A 13,926-nucleotide genomic window follows, 5' to 3' on the forward strand; every position below is an offset into this window, starting at 1 on the left:
TCAGTGGCCTAACTAACGAGACGAAGGCTATGTACCACCCAGGTTGGACTAGCCCATAGGTTGAGCCAGGGTGCGGTGTGATCTCCGTCAGCGCCAAGGCCCTGCTGGCTCACAATCTGGCTCCAGAACTATCACCAGTTAACCAGTACCGGCGTCACCCACCAACCTGGGCCTTCAGGCGAATATAGAGTCATCGAGACATCCCCCCGTCACCCAGGAGCCCCCAACGATGCAACTCACCTATCGCGGCCAGTCCTACGAAGCTTCTACCTCTAGCGTTGAGGCTACCCCCACTGGCGAAACGGCAACTTTCATGGGCCGTCCCTACGCCCGCAAGCAGTTTAGCGTCACGCAACGTCAGCAGCCCGCAGAACTCACCTATCGCGGTGTTCACTACGCCCGATAGACCACCGATTTCCTCCAAAACAACAACGACCCTCCTACCCCACTGGCAACAGCGGGGTTTTTCTTAGTTATAGCCATAGTCACGTTGGTTAGGACATCCAAAAACCCTATGAGCGTTCAGACATTTGAACGCTCGAACGCTCAAACGCTCAAACGTTCATAGGAGACATGTCTTAACCAGACTGGCCGCAGCTATAACGCCGCGCTAAACAACTGAAAAACCGAGGTTTCCCCGAAGATTGAGCCCGTAGATAGACGAATATGGGCGTCAATGCACGGATACTGGCCCTGCCCAGGGATAAATTATGAGTACGCCTTTATGATTACGGTTCATCACTTAAATAACTCGCGCTCCCAGCGGGTGCTCTGGCTGCTAGAGGAGCTTGAACTGCCCTACGAGGTCAAGCGCTACGAGCGTGACCCAGAAACGATGCTGGCCCCTGCCTCGCTGAAAAAGGTGCATCCCCTCGGCAAATCTCCGGTAATTACCGATGGCGACCTGACGCTGGCTGAGTCGGGGGCCATTGTTGAGTACCTGGTCGATCGCTACGGTCAGGGTCGGCTGGCACCTGCGCCCGGCACCCCCGAACGCCTGCGCTACACCTACTGGCTGCACTACGCCGAGGGCTCTGCAATGCCCCCGCTGTTGCTAAAGCTAATTTTCGACAAAATTGAGGAAAACCCCATGCCGTTTTTTGCCCGCCCGATCGCCCACTCGATCGTCAGCCGGGTCAACAGCTCGTTTATCGAACCGCAGATTACCCAGCACCTGGACTACATGGAAACCGAGCTAACCAAACATAAGTGGTTTGCCGGGGACGAATTTACCGCCGCCGATATTCAAATCAGCTTTCCCCTGGAGGCGGCCGCCGCTCGGGCCGGGCTGGATGCGAGTCGGCCAAACCTGCTGGCCTTTTTGAACCGAATTCACGATCGCCTGGCCTATCAGCAGGCCCTGGAGCGGGGAGGCGAGTACGAGCTTTTGAGTTGAGTAGAGGCCTGGGCTGCGGGGCAGGCCATAGCGCTGAACAGCCGTTTTGGGCGGGCTTCCCAACTTTTTCAGACATCGCGAGAGCCCGCACGCTTAATCGCCCCTCTCGACAGCGTGATTTGTGCTGCCAGAGCGCAACCCCTGGGCCGAGCGCAGATGGTTGTTTGGGCTTATCTGTTCTGCACCTGTGGCGGGGGTAGGCGATAATACCCTCGGTTTCTCTGCCCGCCCACCCATGCTGCAATACGTGCGATCGCGCCTGCTGCCCTACCTGCGCACCCAGGTTCTCCCCTCCAAGCCCGCCCAGCTGCTGATTCAAACCTGGCTCAAGTGGGATCGCGACAACGTCCCCGGCATGGCGGCGGCGCTGTCGTACTACGCCCTGTTCTCGCTGTTTCCGCTGCTGCTGGTCATACTCAGCGTCATTGGGGCGCTGGTGGGGCCAAATACCGAGGTGTTTGAAGCCATTCAAGACGTGATTGGGCGCTATCTGCCCCCGGAAGTGCACCACCTGATTAAAGACACCATCATTGCCCTCAACGAAAACAGCGTCGGGGCGGGGCTAATTGGGTTTGGCCTGCTGCTGTTCGCCGCCAGCACCATCTTTGCCATCCTCAAGCGATCGGTAAACAAAATTTGGGAGTCGCCCAGCCGCGTCAGCGAAGCCGGATCGCCCGTCAAGATGGTGACTTTTTTCATTCTCAACAAGCTGTCGGCGTTTTTGCTGGTGCTGGCTACGGCCCTGCTGCTGCTGGCCTCCCTGGTGTCGAATATCGTCATCAAGGTAGTTCTCGCCCTGGTCAACACTTTTCAGGAGACCTTTGCCCTGATCGAAATCGACGAGGCGATCCTCAGCCGCAGCCTGGAGGCGAGCTGGTCGTTTTTGGCGCTGGGCTTTGCGATCGCCGGACTGTTCAGAATTTTGCCCTCCATTAGGCTCTCCTGGCGCGACATCTGGCCGGGGGCACTGCTCACGACCCTGCTGCTGGCGGGGTTGCAGTGGCTGGTTAGCAACAGCGTGATTAGCCTGGGCAGCCGCTTTGTCTCCTACGGCGTGATCGGCAGCGTGATGATTCTCATGCTGTGGATTTTTCTGGCCTGCCAGATTTTCTTTGCGGGCTGCGAGTTTTCGTTTGTCTACGCCCATATGTTTGGCACCAGGCGGCGGGAGGCGAGGTTGGGAGAGTAGAGGGGATGGGGGGGATGGGGGGGATGGGATTGGGATGCTAGGGCCATGACGTTTCCGGTGTATTTGGGGGTGGGGGTTTTTAAGCTGCATCCCCATCTTGTGTTTGAGGTGGTGGCCTACGGGGTGGCGATGGCGCTGCTGCGCCGCAATGTGAAAAGCGACTCTATTCCTTTGAGCCAGCGCAGTTCTGTGGTGGTGGGTGGGCTGGTGGGGGCGCTGCTGGGGGCGAAGATTCTGGTGTTGCTCCAGCATATCGACCTGCTGGCGGCGGATTGGCGATCGTGGCTGCTGCTGGGGATGCAGGGCAAAACCGTGGTGGGGGCGCTGCTGGGCGGCTTAGTTGGGGTGGAGGTGACGAAAAAAAGGCTGGGTCTGAGGCAGTCTACCGGCGATGCCTTTGTGTTTCCGCTGCTGGTGGGCACGGCGATCGGGCGGGTGGGGTGCTTTTTGACCGGGCTGAGCGATCGCACCTACGGCACCGTTACCGCCCTGCCCTGGGGGGTGGATTTTGGCGATGGCTTGTCCCGCCACCCCACCCAGCTCTACGAAGTTGGCTTTTTGGTTTTGCTAGGAATTCTGCTGGTCTGGCACAGCCGCATGGATCGCCCTTCGGGAGAGCGCTTCCAGCTGTATCTAGTCGGCTATCTGGGGTTTCGATTTGTTGTGGACTTTCTCAAACCCGACTTTCACCCGCTGATGGGGCTAAGCTTTATTCAACTCGCCTGCCTGCTGGGGGTAGCCTACGGCCTGCGTCAGCTGACTCGACAGACGGTATCCGTTTCCTAGTGCTTTCCCCATGCCCACCCGCCCCTACCTGTTCTACGCCCTCACCAACAGCCTTTGCTCCCGCTGCCTGGGTAAGGTGGAGGCCAAAATTGTCTTCCAGGACGGGGGCGTGTACCTGCTCAAGCACTGCCCCAGCCACGGGCGCGAGGAGGTGCTGATCGCCGACGATGAGGATTATTACCGGCAGACCCAGGCGTTTATCAAGCCGGGGGATATGCCCCTGCGGTTTAACACCCCCATTCGCTACGGCTGCCCCTACGACTGCGGCCTCTGCCCCGACCACGAGCAGCACAGCTGCCTTACCCTGATTGAGCTGACCGATCGCTGCAACCTGAGCTGCCCGATTTGTTATGCCGACTCGGGAACCGGAGACACTAACGCTGCCCACCAGCCCCGCCTGCACCGCTCCCTGGCCGAAATCGAGCGCATGCTGGATGCGGTGGTGGCTAACGAGGGCAGCCCCCAGGTGGTGCAGCTCAGCGGCGGCGAACCCACCCTGCATCCCGAGTTCTTCGAAGTGCTGGATCTGGTCAAGGCCCGGCCTATTCAGCATTTGATGATCAACACCAACGGGCTGCGGATTGCTCAAGATACAGGCTTCTGCGATCGCCTCGCCCAGTACAAACCCGGCCTCGAAGTCTATCTCCAGTTCGACAGCTTTGAGGAGCATGCCCTGCGGGAGCTGCGGGGAGCCGATCTGCGCGCGACTCGCCAGCAGGCGATCGATCGCCTCAACGACCTCAACCTCTCCACCACCCTGGTGGTCACCGTCAAGAAGGGCCTCAATGACCACGAAATTGGTAAAATCATCGACTACGCCCTGGCCCAGCGGTGCGTGCGCGGCGTCACCTTTCAGCCGATTCAGGCGGCGGGACGGCTGGAGGGGTTTGAGGCAGGGCGCGATCGCTACACCCTGACCGAAGTGCGCCGCGCCATTTTAGAGCAAAGCCCTCACTTCAAGCCCCAGGATATTTTGCCGGTGCCCTGCCACCCCGACTCGCTGGCGATGGCCTACGCCATCAAGGTCAAGGGCCAGGTAGTGCCGCTAACGGGGATGTTCTCCACGCCGACCTTTGTGGAGATGATGCCCAACTCGGTGCTCTACGAGCAAGACCCAGCGCTCAGGCAAAAAATTTTCGAGCTGTTCTCCACCAGCCACTCGCCGCAGTCTTCGGCCAACGCGCTGAAGCAGCTGCTCTGCTGCCTGCCCCAGGTGCCCGTGCCCGGCGGCATCACCTACGAAAATATTTTTCGGATTATGATTGTGCAGTTTCTCGACGCCTACAACTTCGATGTCCGGTCGGTGAAGCGATCCTGCATTCACATCGTCCACCCTGACGGCCGCCTGATTCCCTTCGACACCTACAACCTGTTTTACCGGGAGGGTAGCATTGGAGCGGCTAAACTGGCCGAAATTCAGTCTGCCACTCCGGAACCGGTGCTATGACCCCCTCTGAACCCGACAACGAGATTCTAGAGATCGTTAAGGGCATGCTGCTGCTGCTGGGCTGCCATGCGATCGCCGCGGCAGTCATTTTTGGTCTGGGCTTTTTGGTAGCGTTGGTAGGGCAGGGCGGCTACGGCTTTGTGATGGTTTGGCTGGTCGGGGGCGTAGGCTTTTTGTTTTGGCAGCTGCTCTACGCCATTCCGCTCATCCTTAGACTCCGGCGGCGGGGGCATATGGCCATGGCTAAGGGCGTCATCATCGCTGCCGTGCTGACTGCCCTGGTCAACGGCACCTGCTTTGCTGCATTTTTTATGGGCGGGCTCTAAGCCAGGCAGGGCAAAGGACACTTTGCCGTGAAAAGTTCAGGCCCACGGCCGCGATCGCACCGCGACACTATGCCCGCCCTGGATCACCATTCTGCGCCTGCCGCTGGCGAAGCAAGCCTAAATCCTGCCGACTCACCCGCCCCTCATAGCAGCAGCCGAGTAGGGTAACCTCAGTTTGGGATAACGCTGTCCCCTCCTTGGAGGGGTGCCCGAAGGGCGGGGTGGGTTAAACCTACGGCAAAATACAAGCTTCTAGATAGGGTGAGTTGCCATGCTGGCATAGACAACCCACCCCTACCCCTCCCAAGGAGGGGACAGTGGGCCTGCTTTGCCAAGGTCTTTTCTTATCCCGAACTCAGGTTAGGGTAGGACATTTCTCAGAGCCAACGTTTAAACGTTCTCAACATCTCTCAGTGTCCTAACTTCCTAACTAGCGGGACGAAGGCTATATCTATTCCCCACAGTAGGCAATCAGGTCAATCTCCACGTCGCCATAGCCCGCCAGGGCCGTGACCCCTACCGTGGTGCGGCTGGGCTGCGGGGCGCTGCCAAAGTACGATTGGTAAATGGCATTGACCGTTTCGTAGTGGCGGAAATCGGTGACGAAAATACGCGCCATCACGACTCGGCCAAAGCCGCTGCCCGCGTGGTTGAGTACCATGGTCAGGTTCTCCATCACGCGGCGGGTCTGCTCCTCAATAGAGCCTTTGACAACCTTACCCGTATCCGGGTCTTCCGCCAGCTGCCCGGTGACAAACAAAAAATCTCCCGCCCGCACCGCGTGGGAGTAGGGGGCCACGGGAGGCAGTACGTTATCGGGCAGGGTGATGAACTCTAGCATGGGAGTTAATGGTAGAAACAGCCGCCCTATAGTGTCCCCTATATTGCCTAAGAGAGAGCCAACATCGAGGTTAAAACAAAATATCGGGGGCTAAATCGCTCAGATTGACGGTGTAGATACGACTGCGATCGCCGTCGTTGCTGCTCCAGAGGTACTGTGTGGGCGATCGCCCCTGGGCATCACGGGCAGAGCCTCGCGGCACCACCGCTGTGGGGCGCGGTAGGCCGGTCATGCGGTTGATCACCCGACCCTCGTCATTAATCAGCAAAAACTCTCCGTCCTGGCTGAGTAGGCCGTAGCCCACCGCGGTTTCAAACAGCCAGCGGGGCGCTATCTCAACCCGGTAGCGCAAAATTCTAAAGGGCATTAAATCTACAACCAGCACCGCGTTGGGGCAGTTTTCTTCTAAGGCTAGATAGCGGTAGGGCTGGCTGGTCGGCACCAAGTTATAAATGGGGACCGAGGCCGAAATAGCGCCCATATAGGTGCCTCGGCGAGTGACTCCATGGAACAGGGTGCGACTGCCCCGGCGCATCACCAGGGCTGCATGGCGGTTGTCCAGCCCAATCAGGGTAATCAACGCATCCCCCGGCTGGATGGAAAAAGCCGCCGTCACCGGGACCGATATTTTGACCACCTGGTCCGGCGGCATGGTCAGCTGGCGCATTGACACCTTCATCCAGTCGCCGTCCGCCGCCGCCGTGGCAAACCAGCGACCGTTGGGGGCAATGGCTACCCCGTTGGGGTCGATGCCCTGGGCAATACAACCCAGGCCGTGGGTCATCGACAGCAGGTGTAGGGACTCGGTAGTGACCAGGATGCCGCCCTGGGGAGTGGGTAAAAAAGCTTTTACCGGGGCCGATAGCGTAAACCCCTGGCTCTCTTGGGGTGCCGCCATGCCCTGCTTGGGCCAGTGGTAAAACCACACCTGCTGCTGACTACAGGTGACCACCAGGTGGCCCTGGTGGGGGAGGGCCACTAGACCCATGACCGTCGTCGGGTGGGGGAGGGCCACAAAGGGCAGATCTGAAGCCAGGTCAATCTCAGGTAGTGCCTTAGGAAAGGCTGGCTGAGCCAGCAGCTCCTGGGTCTGGTAGGTGTCGTATATTGCCATCAGATCGGCGCGCATTGCTCGGGCTGTGGCGTAGCGCTTTGGCAAGAGCTTTTGCAGGGCCTTGCGCAGCACCTGGCTGAGGGGCTCTGGCAGGTGCGCAGGTACGATTGGATGGCGGTTCAGGTGGGCGACCATCAGCTCCATGGGAGTGCCCGAGAAGGGGCGCTGACCCAGCCATAGCTCGTACAAAATGATGCCCACCGCATAGAGGTCGGCAGCGGGGGGGTGCTGATTGTAAAATCGTTCTGGAGCCATGTAGGCGGGCGACCCTGTATGGCCCACATCGGCTTCAGTCGCCTCCTGGCTAAGCCGGGCGATGCCCAGGTCGGACACTCGTGCCGCCCAGCCGCCCGGAGTTAGCTCCATGAGAATGTTTTCGGGCTTGATGTCGCAGTGCACAATGCCCTGGCGGTGGGCGCACTCCAGGGCGGCGAGTATGTCGAGGGCAAAGCCCAACACCTCTTGCACCGTGAGAATGGTATCGCTTTCGAGCAGCGATCGCAGGGTACCCGCCTCGCAGTAGTCGAGCACCAGCTGCCGTCCGCTGGTGGAGTGCTCAAGGGCGTGGCAGGTGACAATGCTGGGGTGCTCAAGGCTAATTAAAAACCGCAGCTCCCGCAAAAATTTGTGGGTGGATAAGCGGTCTTTGTGGAGGTCTTTAATGGCCACCAGCTCCCCGGTTTTGCGGTGGATGGCGCAGTAGACCCGGCCAAATTGCCCATGGCCGACTAGGCCTAGAATGCGATACTGCGATCGCCTGATCTGCCGGGTTAGGGCCACCGCTCGCTCACCCCTGCTGCATGAGGGTTTGCATAATCGCCTGGTGGGCCTGACCGTTGGCCACCATACCCTCTACGGGAGCAAGCCGCTTTTCTAGACCCAAAATAAAGCGATTGCAGTCATCGCCTTTGGCGGTGCAGCTGGTTTGTACGCAGCGCAGCTCGCGCCCGGTGAGCTGGGTAAAGAAAATTTCTAAAATGCCGCGCTCGAGGTCTCCCGAGGGCTTTTGGCCCTGGGGTGCGGCGGCGGTAAAGGGCGAATGCCAGATCTCTACGCCCAGAAAGCCGCGATCGCGGTAGGCAATATCCAAATGAATTTGGCCCCAGCCGTGGGTTTTCCAGCACTGCTGTAGCGACTGCAAAAATTCAGCCATCGACAGGTTGGCCAGGGGCTGCTTGTAGTAGTCAGCCAGCTCCTCGCAGAAGCGAGCGTAGAAGTTTTTGCCCCACCAGCGACCGCAGTTGTAGAGCACCAGTCCCGAAGCCTGGCCCGTTTCTTTTTCAAGCCCGGCATAAATAGCCTGTAGCAGCGGTTCGGGAATGGCCAGGAGGCGATCGCCGCGGCGATTTTCGAGCAGCCCCAACTCGGTCGAACCCCGCACGTAGAGATCCTGGGCAAAGTAGTTGCCGGGCAGCCGGCCATCAACGAGTAAATCGGCAACAGAAACCATAGGTAACGTCCTTTACAGGATAGAAGAGGTGGTGGTTAGACCCGACCAACGGGCAGCCCCAGGCGACGGCTCTGAATGGCTGAGCAGACTTAGAGCAACCCGGCGAGGGTAACGGTCTCGCGAGTGTTGAGCATTAGGTTTTGAGCTTTTTCAAGGCTGGGTTTGAGCAAGTTGAGCTGGGCTGGCGAAAACACCTTGCCCAGCTGCTGGTACAGCAGCTGAAACAGCTGCTGGTCGACGACCTGAGTCTCGTAGGCCTTAACCATTTCTGGCAGCCAGCCCTGGAGGCGATCTGCCACAAAACCATCGTCGTCGAGCAGCATGGCCATGGCAGCGTAGCGCAGCACCATCAGCCCGTTGCGCACGCTTCGCTCGACCAGAGGCTCGGCATGGCCAGCCTGCTGCTGCAGGGCATCGGCAATTGGCTGCATAATGGCAACTTCCTGGTCGCGCAGGGTGCGGTAGACCGCCATGCGCTCCGGAATCGAACTCACGTACTGGCTCAGGGTGCTGAGGTCGCTGGCATCGAGGTACTGCTTATCGGGCGAGTTAAATAGGGCGTCGAGCTTAAAGGTCATGGCAAAATCCTCTGGGAGGGGTGCAGGGTGGGTAGGGCTGTCTGCCTACGGGGCGTGGGTCGCCCATCACTGGGGTTAACCAAACAGGTCAGAGAACCCGTCTAGGGTCAAGTCGAGGTCGGAGGTTGCAGTAGCCGGAGCGGCCTCTAGGGGGGCGATGGGTACCCCAATGGTGGGCTGCCCGTCCCAGGCGATGTGCTCAAAGAAATCGCCAACGGTCATGGTCATCGTCGATTCTGACCGGGCCGCAGCCCCTAGCTTTGGCGCAGTGAGTACCGTCCTGCCGTCCCAGGGCACCGCCTGAAAGAAGGCTCGTACCGTTTCCTTCAGCCAGGGTTGAGCAGCCTCGGAGCTGTTCGTGGCGTGGGAGAAAGTGCTCATTGGCCGCCCTCCCCAGACCGCAGCCGCTTCTCAATGTCGCGGGCGTTGGCTCCTTCGTTCATCCAGAAGGCGGCGGCATCAATGCGCTCGCGGCCCCCCAGCAAAAACTTGCAGTAGGTCTCGCCCATGGAGTAGCACTGAATTTCAATGCAGCTCAGCTGCTTGCGGACCATTTCGGTAAAGAATCCGGCAAATAACCCGGCATACAGGTGGCAGACGGGCTTGCCGACATCGCCTAGAGTGCGGGCCACGGCGGAGTCAAACAGATTGATGAACATAAAGCCCTGTTTGCGATCGCTCATGTCCACTTCCCAGCGGCCCCAGCCCTGGGAAATATAGGGCCACCACCAGGTTTCCAGCAAAAACATCAGGTTGGCTCGGCGGGGGCTCATGGCAAACTCGCGCTCAAACCAGGCCTCAAACTGAAGCGAGTCAATTTTGCCCCACTCCAGCCCAACGGTGTACATAATGGCCGCCGACGCATCGCCGACTTCTTCTTGCAGCCCTTCTAGCAGGCCAATGATAAAGTCTTCGCTGGTGAGTACGTTGCGGGTATCATTCCAGTCGGTAATAGTGCCGTATTCACCATTAAATTGAAAGAAATCCCGCAGGGCATAATGGTTATGCTTTTGGGGAAGTTTTTGGCGCAGACGGTGGGCGGTCTCGGTGGTCATAACCATGATTGAACAGGCCTTGTAAGACTGTTTTCAGTGATAGGTGTAATGTGCCCAGGCCCACGCAGGATTAACAGTCCTGCGGTGCGATCGCGGCCCCAGTCAGTCTTACACCCACGCTTATAACTATTGCAGCTAGGTACTTTTGGCCTACCGACCCCACCGCCGAGCGATACAAAACGTAGTAATAATGCCGCCGTTGAAGATACAAGCCGAGCCAGTTTCAGCTGCTCCGGCGCGCGGCAAATTTTGGCTCTATTACAGTCGGCAATCAGCCGGCTCGGGCGCGATAGGGTAATTACAGATGCAGCCAGGCCCCGCTTTCACCGCCCCACAGGAATTGCCCAGACAGCCCCAAGGGATATCTGGGCAACAATATAGCGATGCCCTTCAGGTTCTAAAAACCGCGTTTCAGCCCTAGGCAGACTCGCCCAAAATGACTCGGCTAAGCTCCAGGATGGGCAAAAATAGCTTTAGCTCTTCGCTGTTGAGATACTGACCCATCACCTCTTGCATGGCGGTATAGGTAAGCTTGCAGCTCTCCTGGGCGCCAAACGCCCGCATGATGGTCTGAAACCACATCAGCAGGTTGTCTTTGAACCGTTCAGGGTCATCTAGCAGCAGGGCAATAGCGCTGTAGCGGAGCACCCGCACAGTATCTCGCTGCCATTTTGCGGCCAAATCAGGTCCACCTACCCCAAAAATATCTGGCTTTTGAGCCTTAATCCGAGCCATGACCTGGGCAATTATCTGCTGCTCAGCCTTTTGAATTTTTTGGTAGGCCCGCAGTCGGGTGCTCACCGATGACAGATATTGCTGAAAAAACATCAGCTCTTGGTCGGAGGCGTAGCGGCCATCCGTAGCTTGTACCAGGGCTTGAACTTGGGTGAGCATCGGTAAAGTCTCCTCGGGGCAGGGCTAGGTTTAATGTGCCCATTTGTTGCGAAATATAAACAAATCTTTCTCGGCAAAATATAGAGCCGAGATCTCAACTGCTCTAGGCCTGCTGGACGCCCAGGGAATTGGGCCAGGGCACCGCACTACTGCGCATTTTATAGCTCTCCCGGAAAGCGCGGATCCATCTATCGGGCCTGCAATAAAACTTAAACCCTCTGCCGCCGCGAGACCCAAAGACTCGTAGTACTCTGGTGAACATGGAATAACCCCCTATCCAAGTCTGGCCATGGGCTTTCTGCGATTTGCCTTGGCTGGGGTTTGGCCTGGGCAAGCTGCCATTAATATTGATTTTCAAGAGGGCATTGTTCATGGTTCAACGTGGTTCTAAAGTTCGCATTATGCGCAAAGAGTCGTACTGGTATCGGGAAGTTGGTACCGTTGCCACCATTGACCAAAGCGGCATCAAATACCCCGCGGTAGTGCGCTTTGACAAAGTAAATTATGCCGGTATCAACACCAATAACTTTGCGCTGTCTGAGTTGCAGGAAGTTGAAGCTCCCAAAGCGGCCAAAAAGGCTGCCTCCTAGGCCTTTGGCCCTCGACTTGAGCAATTCATCCGTCAACCTAACGCCTTGGGTTTCTAGCTCTATTCGCTAGGTTGACGGTGATCCATACGGTTTCAAGGCCTGTGCTTTAGCATGGGCCTTTGTTTTGCCGTGGTGGGCCGTTACCCTGCGGGCGGTTGTTATAGTTCAGAGACAAACCTTGATGGGCTGTGACCCAGAGCTAGACTGTGCCAGAACTACCTGAAGTTGAAACCGTGCGGCGCGGGCTGGCGCGAGTGACACCGGGCCATTGGCTGGAGGGTGGCCAGGTTTTGCTGGCCCGAGCGATCGCCCATCCTGCCAATGAGGCCGCCTTTTTAGCGGGTATTACCGGGGCTGCCCTGAGCGCCTGGCATCGCCGCGGTAAGTATCTGCTGGGGCAGCTGACCCAGCCTGACGGTAGCCCTGGTGGCTACCTGGGAGCTCACCTGCGCATGACGGGGCAGCTTCTGTGGCTCGACCCCAAAACCCCGGTGCAGCCCCACTGTCGGGTGCGGCTGTGGCTCAGCGATAACCACGAGCTGCGCTATGTCGATCAGCGCACCTTTGGTCGGCTCTGGTGGGTGCCCCCCGGGGTCGGCCCCGAAACAATCATGACGGGGCTGCGCCTCCTGGGGCCAGAACCCTTTGACGACAGTTTTTCGGTGGCCTACCTGCGTCAGCGCCTGGCCCACAGCCGCCGTCCGATTAAAAACGCCCTGCTGGATCAGGCGCTGGTGGCGGGCATTGGCAATATCTACGCCGACGAGGCGCTATTTTTGAGCGGCTTGCGACCGCTTACCGCCAGCGATCGCATTGGTTCCCAGCGCCTAGAGCGCCTGCACAGCGCCATCCGCACTGTGCTGACCACCAGCATTGAGTCGGGGGGCACAACCTTTAGCGACTACCGCGACATCTACGGCATCAACGGCAACTACGGCGGCGTTGCCTGGGTCTATAACCGCGATGGCGAACCCTGCCGGGTTTGCGCCACCCCCATCCGCCGTCTCAAGCTGGCGGGGCGATCGGCCCACTACTGTCCCCGGTGTCAGCGATAGGCAGGGCCGCGATCGGGCGATTTCGTGTAAAGTAAGGCTGAGGTTGATAGCAAGTAGATCTATGGCAGCAACGTTGAAGCGGGGCGACCTGGTGCGGGCCGTACGCGAAAAGCTAGAAAAAAGTCTGGAGGCCACCGCCAGCGACAATCGGTTTCCGCCCTACCTGTTTGAAACTAAGGGCGAAATCTTAGACACCAATGATGACTACGCTCTAGTTAAGTTTGGAGAAGTGCCTACCCCAAATATTTGGCTCCGCCTCGACCAGCTAGAGAAGGCTTAGGCGGCAGGAGCTAGCGCTTCACGTGGCCCAGGGGCAATCTTTGCCAGCAGGCCAAGTGCCTTTAAAAACAGAATTGCGTAGCACAGCATGCCTGGCTATCGATTCTAGATAGTCAGGCATATTGCTAAGGATGCTCAACTGCAAGAGCTTATGCGTCCTAAAGTTCAGAGTCGACGGGCAGACCGCCGGCCTCGCTTGGGGTTTTAATGTCGGTGGACATTACGGCTGAAGCCTCGGGGATGGGAAAGGCCGGCCGATCGAGGGCAATTTGCAGGGTCTCCGGTTCGGCAAGGGCGGCCACCCGCCAAGACGGACTTCCCATGCCCGTCCCCGACAATAGGTTGATAACGCCAATGGCGGCCACCCCAGCCGTAGCCATAGCGGCCAGCCTAAGGCGGTGGTTGAGGCAGTGGAACACACCGACCAGGGTCGCTTCTGCGTTGCAGTCTGGAGACATGCTTTGACTGCGCATTCCCTGGCGTAGGGCAAGTAAACGATTGTAGAGCCTGCGTGTCCCATCGTCGTTTTGGATCCAGCACAAGACCTGCTGGCGCTCCTCGGGGGTGACTTCGCCATCTAGGTAAGCGCTGAGCAACTCGAAGCGATCGCGCTTAGTGGCATCTAAGTCGTGGCAACAGGGTACCACTGGAGCCGAAGACTCATCTACATTGGTGCCCCGGCGGGATGAAGGCTGAACGTGGCTAGGCGTGTAAGGAAAGGTAGTCATACCAAAAACAACACCTGGAATAAGCAACTAAACAACGACCAAGGCAAAGACAGAACCCGCTCGGCCAAAACGCTGAGTCAGGTATTTCTACTGCCGGTATTGATCATAATGCCAACACTCTAAAATCGGTAACCTCTAAGGATTATTTCTAGCTAGTAAAACACATATCCTTAGGCATAGGGTCTATGGCTTGACCTC

17 protein-coding genes are annotated in these 13,926 nt (G+C 58.2%); 9 read left to right on the plus strand and 8 right to left on the minus strand.

Annotated elements, in window-relative coordinates; translation table 11 throughout:
• The first annotated feature begins 229 nt into the window (after positions 1 to 229).
• The 6 genes from LEPTO7104_RS37825 (at position 230) to LEPTO7104_RS0102750 (ending at position 5,144) form a co-directional block, all read left to right on the plus strand.
• Positions 230 to 406, plus strand: coding sequence for a DUF4278 domain-containing protein (locus LEPTO7104_RS37825; RefSeq protein WP_017297011.1), 177 nt, complete (start codon positions 230 to 232; stop codon positions 404 to 406).
• Positions 407 to 724: 318 nt separating this feature from the next.
• On the plus strand, positions 725 to 1,396 hold the full coding sequence (locus LEPTO7104_RS0102730) for a glutathione S-transferase (protein ID WP_017297012.1): 672 nt from the start codon (positions 725 to 727) through the stop codon (positions 1,394 to 1,396).
• 235 nt (positions 1,397 to 1,631) lie between these two features.
• Positions 1,632 to 2,585 carry a YihY/virulence factor BrkB family protein gene (locus LEPTO7104_RS0102735; protein ID WP_017297013.1) on the plus strand — a complete coding sequence of 318 codons (954 nt, stop codon included), beginning with the start codon at positions 1,632 to 1,634 and terminating at the stop codon, positions 2,583 to 2,585.
• 45 nt (positions 2,586 to 2,630) lie between these two features.
• On the plus strand, positions 2,631 to 3,371 hold the full coding sequence (locus LEPTO7104_RS0102740; protein ID WP_017297014.1) for a prolipoprotein diacylglyceryl transferase: 741 nt from the start codon (positions 2,631 to 2,633) through the stop codon (positions 3,369 to 3,371).
• A gap of 10 nt (positions 3,372 to 3,381) precedes the next feature.
• Positions 3,382 to 4,818, plus strand: a complete 1,437-nt coding sequence (locus tag LEPTO7104_RS0102745; protein ID WP_017297015.1) for a radical SAM protein — start codon at positions 3,382 to 3,384, stop codon at positions 4,816 to 4,818.
• Positions 4,815 to 5,144 (plus strand): hypothetical protein, encoded by a 330-nt coding sequence (locus LEPTO7104_RS0102750; protein ID WP_017297016.1) that lies wholly within the window; start codon positions 4,815 to 4,817, stop codon positions 5,142 to 5,144. The genes LEPTO7104_RS0102745 and LEPTO7104_RS0102750 overlap by 4 nt, the downstream gene beginning before the upstream one ends.
• 451 nt (positions 5,145 to 5,595) lie before the next feature.
• Here LEPTO7104_RS0102750 and LEPTO7104_RS0102755 read toward each other — a convergent pair whose 3' ends face one another.
• The 7 genes from LEPTO7104_RS0102755 to LEPTO7104_RS0102785 form a co-directional block, all read right to left on the minus strand.
• Positions 5,596 to 5,985, minus strand: coding sequence for a RidA family protein (locus LEPTO7104_RS0102755; RefSeq protein WP_017297017.1), 390 nt, complete (start codon positions 5,983 to 5,985; stop codon positions 5,596 to 5,598).
• Between the two features lie 70 nt (positions 5,986 to 6,055).
• Positions 6,056 to 7,879, minus strand: coding sequence for a serine/threonine-protein kinase (locus LEPTO7104_RS36600; RefSeq protein ID WP_017297018.1), 1,824 nt, complete (start codon positions 7,877 to 7,879; stop codon positions 6,056 to 6,058).
• 7 nt (positions 7,880 to 7,886) lie between these two features.
• Entirely contained in the window at positions 7,887 to 8,549 is a 663-nt protein-coding gene (locus LEPTO7104_RS0102765; protein ID WP_017297019.1) for a V4R domain-containing protein, read from the minus strand.
• An 89-nt stretch (positions 8,550 to 8,638) separates the two neighbouring features.
• The gene (locus LEPTO7104_RS0102770) at positions 8,639 to 9,127 is read right to left on the minus strand and encodes a globin family protein (protein ID WP_017297020.1); all 489 of its coding nucleotides are present in this window, start codon (positions 9,125 to 9,127) and stop codon (positions 8,639 to 8,641) included.
• A gap of 75 nt (positions 9,128 to 9,202) precedes the next feature.
• Positions 9,203 to 9,508, minus strand: coding sequence for a hypothetical protein (locus tag LEPTO7104_RS0102775; RefSeq protein WP_017297021.1), 306 nt, complete (start codon positions 9,506 to 9,508; stop codon positions 9,203 to 9,205).
• Positions 9,505 to 10,182: a V4R domain-containing protein gene (locus tag LEPTO7104_RS0102780; RefSeq protein WP_017297022.1), complete on the minus strand. Its 678-nt coding sequence runs from the start codon at positions 10,180 to 10,182 to the stop codon at positions 9,505 to 9,507. Before LEPTO7104_RS0102780 ends, LEPTO7104_RS0102775 begins: the two co-directional genes overlap by 4 nt.
• Positions 10,183 to 10,599: 417 nt before the next feature.
• The gene (locus LEPTO7104_RS0102785; RefSeq protein WP_017297023.1) at positions 10,600 to 11,076 is read right to left on the minus strand and encodes a globin family protein; all 477 of its coding nucleotides are present in this window, start codon (positions 11,074 to 11,076) and stop codon (positions 10,600 to 10,602) included.
• Positions 11,077 to 11,447: 371 nt separating this feature from the next.
• Between LEPTO7104_RS0102785 and LEPTO7104_RS0102795 the strand changes: the two genes are divergently transcribed.
• The 3 genes from LEPTO7104_RS0102795 (at position 11,448) to ndhO (ending at position 13,001) form a co-directional block, all read left to right on the plus strand.
• Entirely contained in the window at positions 11,448 to 11,666 is a 219-nt protein-coding gene (locus tag LEPTO7104_RS0102795) for a photosystem I reaction center subunit IV (protein ID WP_026072314.1), read from the plus strand.
• Positions 11,667 to 11,872: 206 nt separating this feature from the next.
• Positions 11,873 to 12,721, plus strand: coding sequence for a DNA-formamidopyrimidine glycosylase (locus LEPTO7104_RS0102800; protein ID WP_017297026.1), 849 nt, complete (start codon positions 11,873 to 11,875; stop codon positions 12,719 to 12,721).
• 61 nt (positions 12,722 to 12,782) lie between these two features.
• Positions 12,783 to 13,001 (plus strand): NAD(P)H-quinone oxidoreductase subunit O, encoded by a 219-nt coding sequence (gene ndhO, locus LEPTO7104_RS0102805; protein WP_026072315.1) that lies wholly within the window; start codon positions 12,783 to 12,785, stop codon positions 12,999 to 13,001.
• A gap of 157 nt (positions 13,002 to 13,158) precedes the next feature.
• Here the strand turns inward: ndhO and LEPTO7104_RS32475 are convergent, their stop codons facing one another.
• Positions 13,159 to 13,728 (minus strand): anti-sigma factor family protein, encoded by a 570-nt coding sequence (locus LEPTO7104_RS32475; RefSeq protein ID WP_017297028.1) that lies wholly within the window; start codon positions 13,726 to 13,728, stop codon positions 13,159 to 13,161.
• Positions 13,729 to 13,926 lie beyond the last annotated feature (198 nt).

The organism is Nodosilinea nodulosa PCC 7104, from assembly GCF_000309385.1.
In the GTDB taxonomy this organism is placed as follows: Bacteria; Cyanobacteriota; Cyanobacteriia; order Phormidesmidales; family Phormidesmidaceae; genus Nodosilinea; species Nodosilinea nodulosa.

What these genes read in the sequence shown, in the direction of transcription:
- LEPTO7104_RS37825 (WP_017297011.1), top strand. Translation starts at nt 230, where the DNA reads ATGCAACTCACCTATCGCGGCCAGTCCTACGAAGCTTCTACCTCTAGC.
- LEPTO7104_RS0102730 (WP_017297012.1), top strand. Translation starts at nt 725, where the DNA reads ATGATTACGGTTCATCACTTAAATAACTCGCGCTCCCAGCGGGTGCTC.
- LEPTO7104_RS0102735 (WP_017297013.1), top strand. Translation starts at nt 1,632, where the DNA reads ATGCTGCAATACGTGCGATCGCGCCTGCTGCCCTACCTGCGCACCCAG.
- LEPTO7104_RS0102740 (WP_017297014.1), top strand. Translation starts at nt 2,631, where the DNA reads ATGACGTTTCCGGTGTATTTGGGGGTGGGGGTTTTTAAGCTGCATCCC.
- LEPTO7104_RS0102745 (WP_017297015.1), top strand. Translation starts at nt 3,382, where the DNA reads ATGCCCACCCGCCCCTACCTGTTCTACGCCCTCACCAACAGCCTTTGC.
- LEPTO7104_RS0102750 (WP_017297016.1), top strand. Translation starts at nt 4,815, where the DNA reads ATGACCCCCTCTGAACCCGACAACGAGATTCTAGAGATCGTTAAGGGC.
- LEPTO7104_RS0102755 (WP_017297017.1), bottom strand. Translation starts at nt 5,985, where the DNA reads ATGCTAGAGTTCATCACCCTGCCCGATAACGTACTGCCTCCCGTGGCC.
- LEPTO7104_RS0102765 (WP_017297019.1), bottom strand. Translation starts at nt 8,549, where the DNA reads ATGGTTTCTGTTGCCGATTTACTCGTTGATGGCCGGCTGCCCGGCAAC.
- LEPTO7104_RS0102770 (WP_017297020.1), bottom strand. Translation starts at nt 9,127, where the DNA reads ATGACCTTTAAGCTCGACGCCCTATTTAACTCGCCCGATAAGCAGTAC.
- LEPTO7104_RS0102775 (WP_017297021.1), bottom strand. Translation starts at nt 9,508, where the DNA reads ATGAGCACTTTCTCCCACGCCACGAACAGCTCCGAGGCTGCTCAACCC.
- LEPTO7104_RS0102780 (WP_017297022.1), bottom strand. Translation starts at nt 10,182, where the DNA reads ATGACCACCGAGACCGCCCACCGTCTGCGCCAAAAACTTCCCCAAAAG.
- LEPTO7104_RS0102785 (WP_017297023.1), bottom strand. Translation starts at nt 11,076, where the DNA reads ATGCTCACCCAAGTTCAAGCCCTGGTACAAGCTACGGATGGCCGCTAC.
- LEPTO7104_RS0102795 (WP_026072314.1), top strand. Translation starts at nt 11,448, where the DNA reads ATGGTTCAACGTGGTTCTAAAGTTCGCATTATGCGCAAAGAGTCGTAC.
- ndhO (WP_026072315.1), top strand. Translation starts at nt 12,783, where the DNA reads ATGGCAGCAACGTTGAAGCGGGGCGACCTGGTGCGGGCCGTACGCGAA.
- LEPTO7104_RS32475 (WP_017297028.1), bottom strand. Translation starts at nt 13,728, where the DNA reads ATGACTACCTTTCCTTACACGCCTAGCCACGTTCAGCCTTCATCCCGC.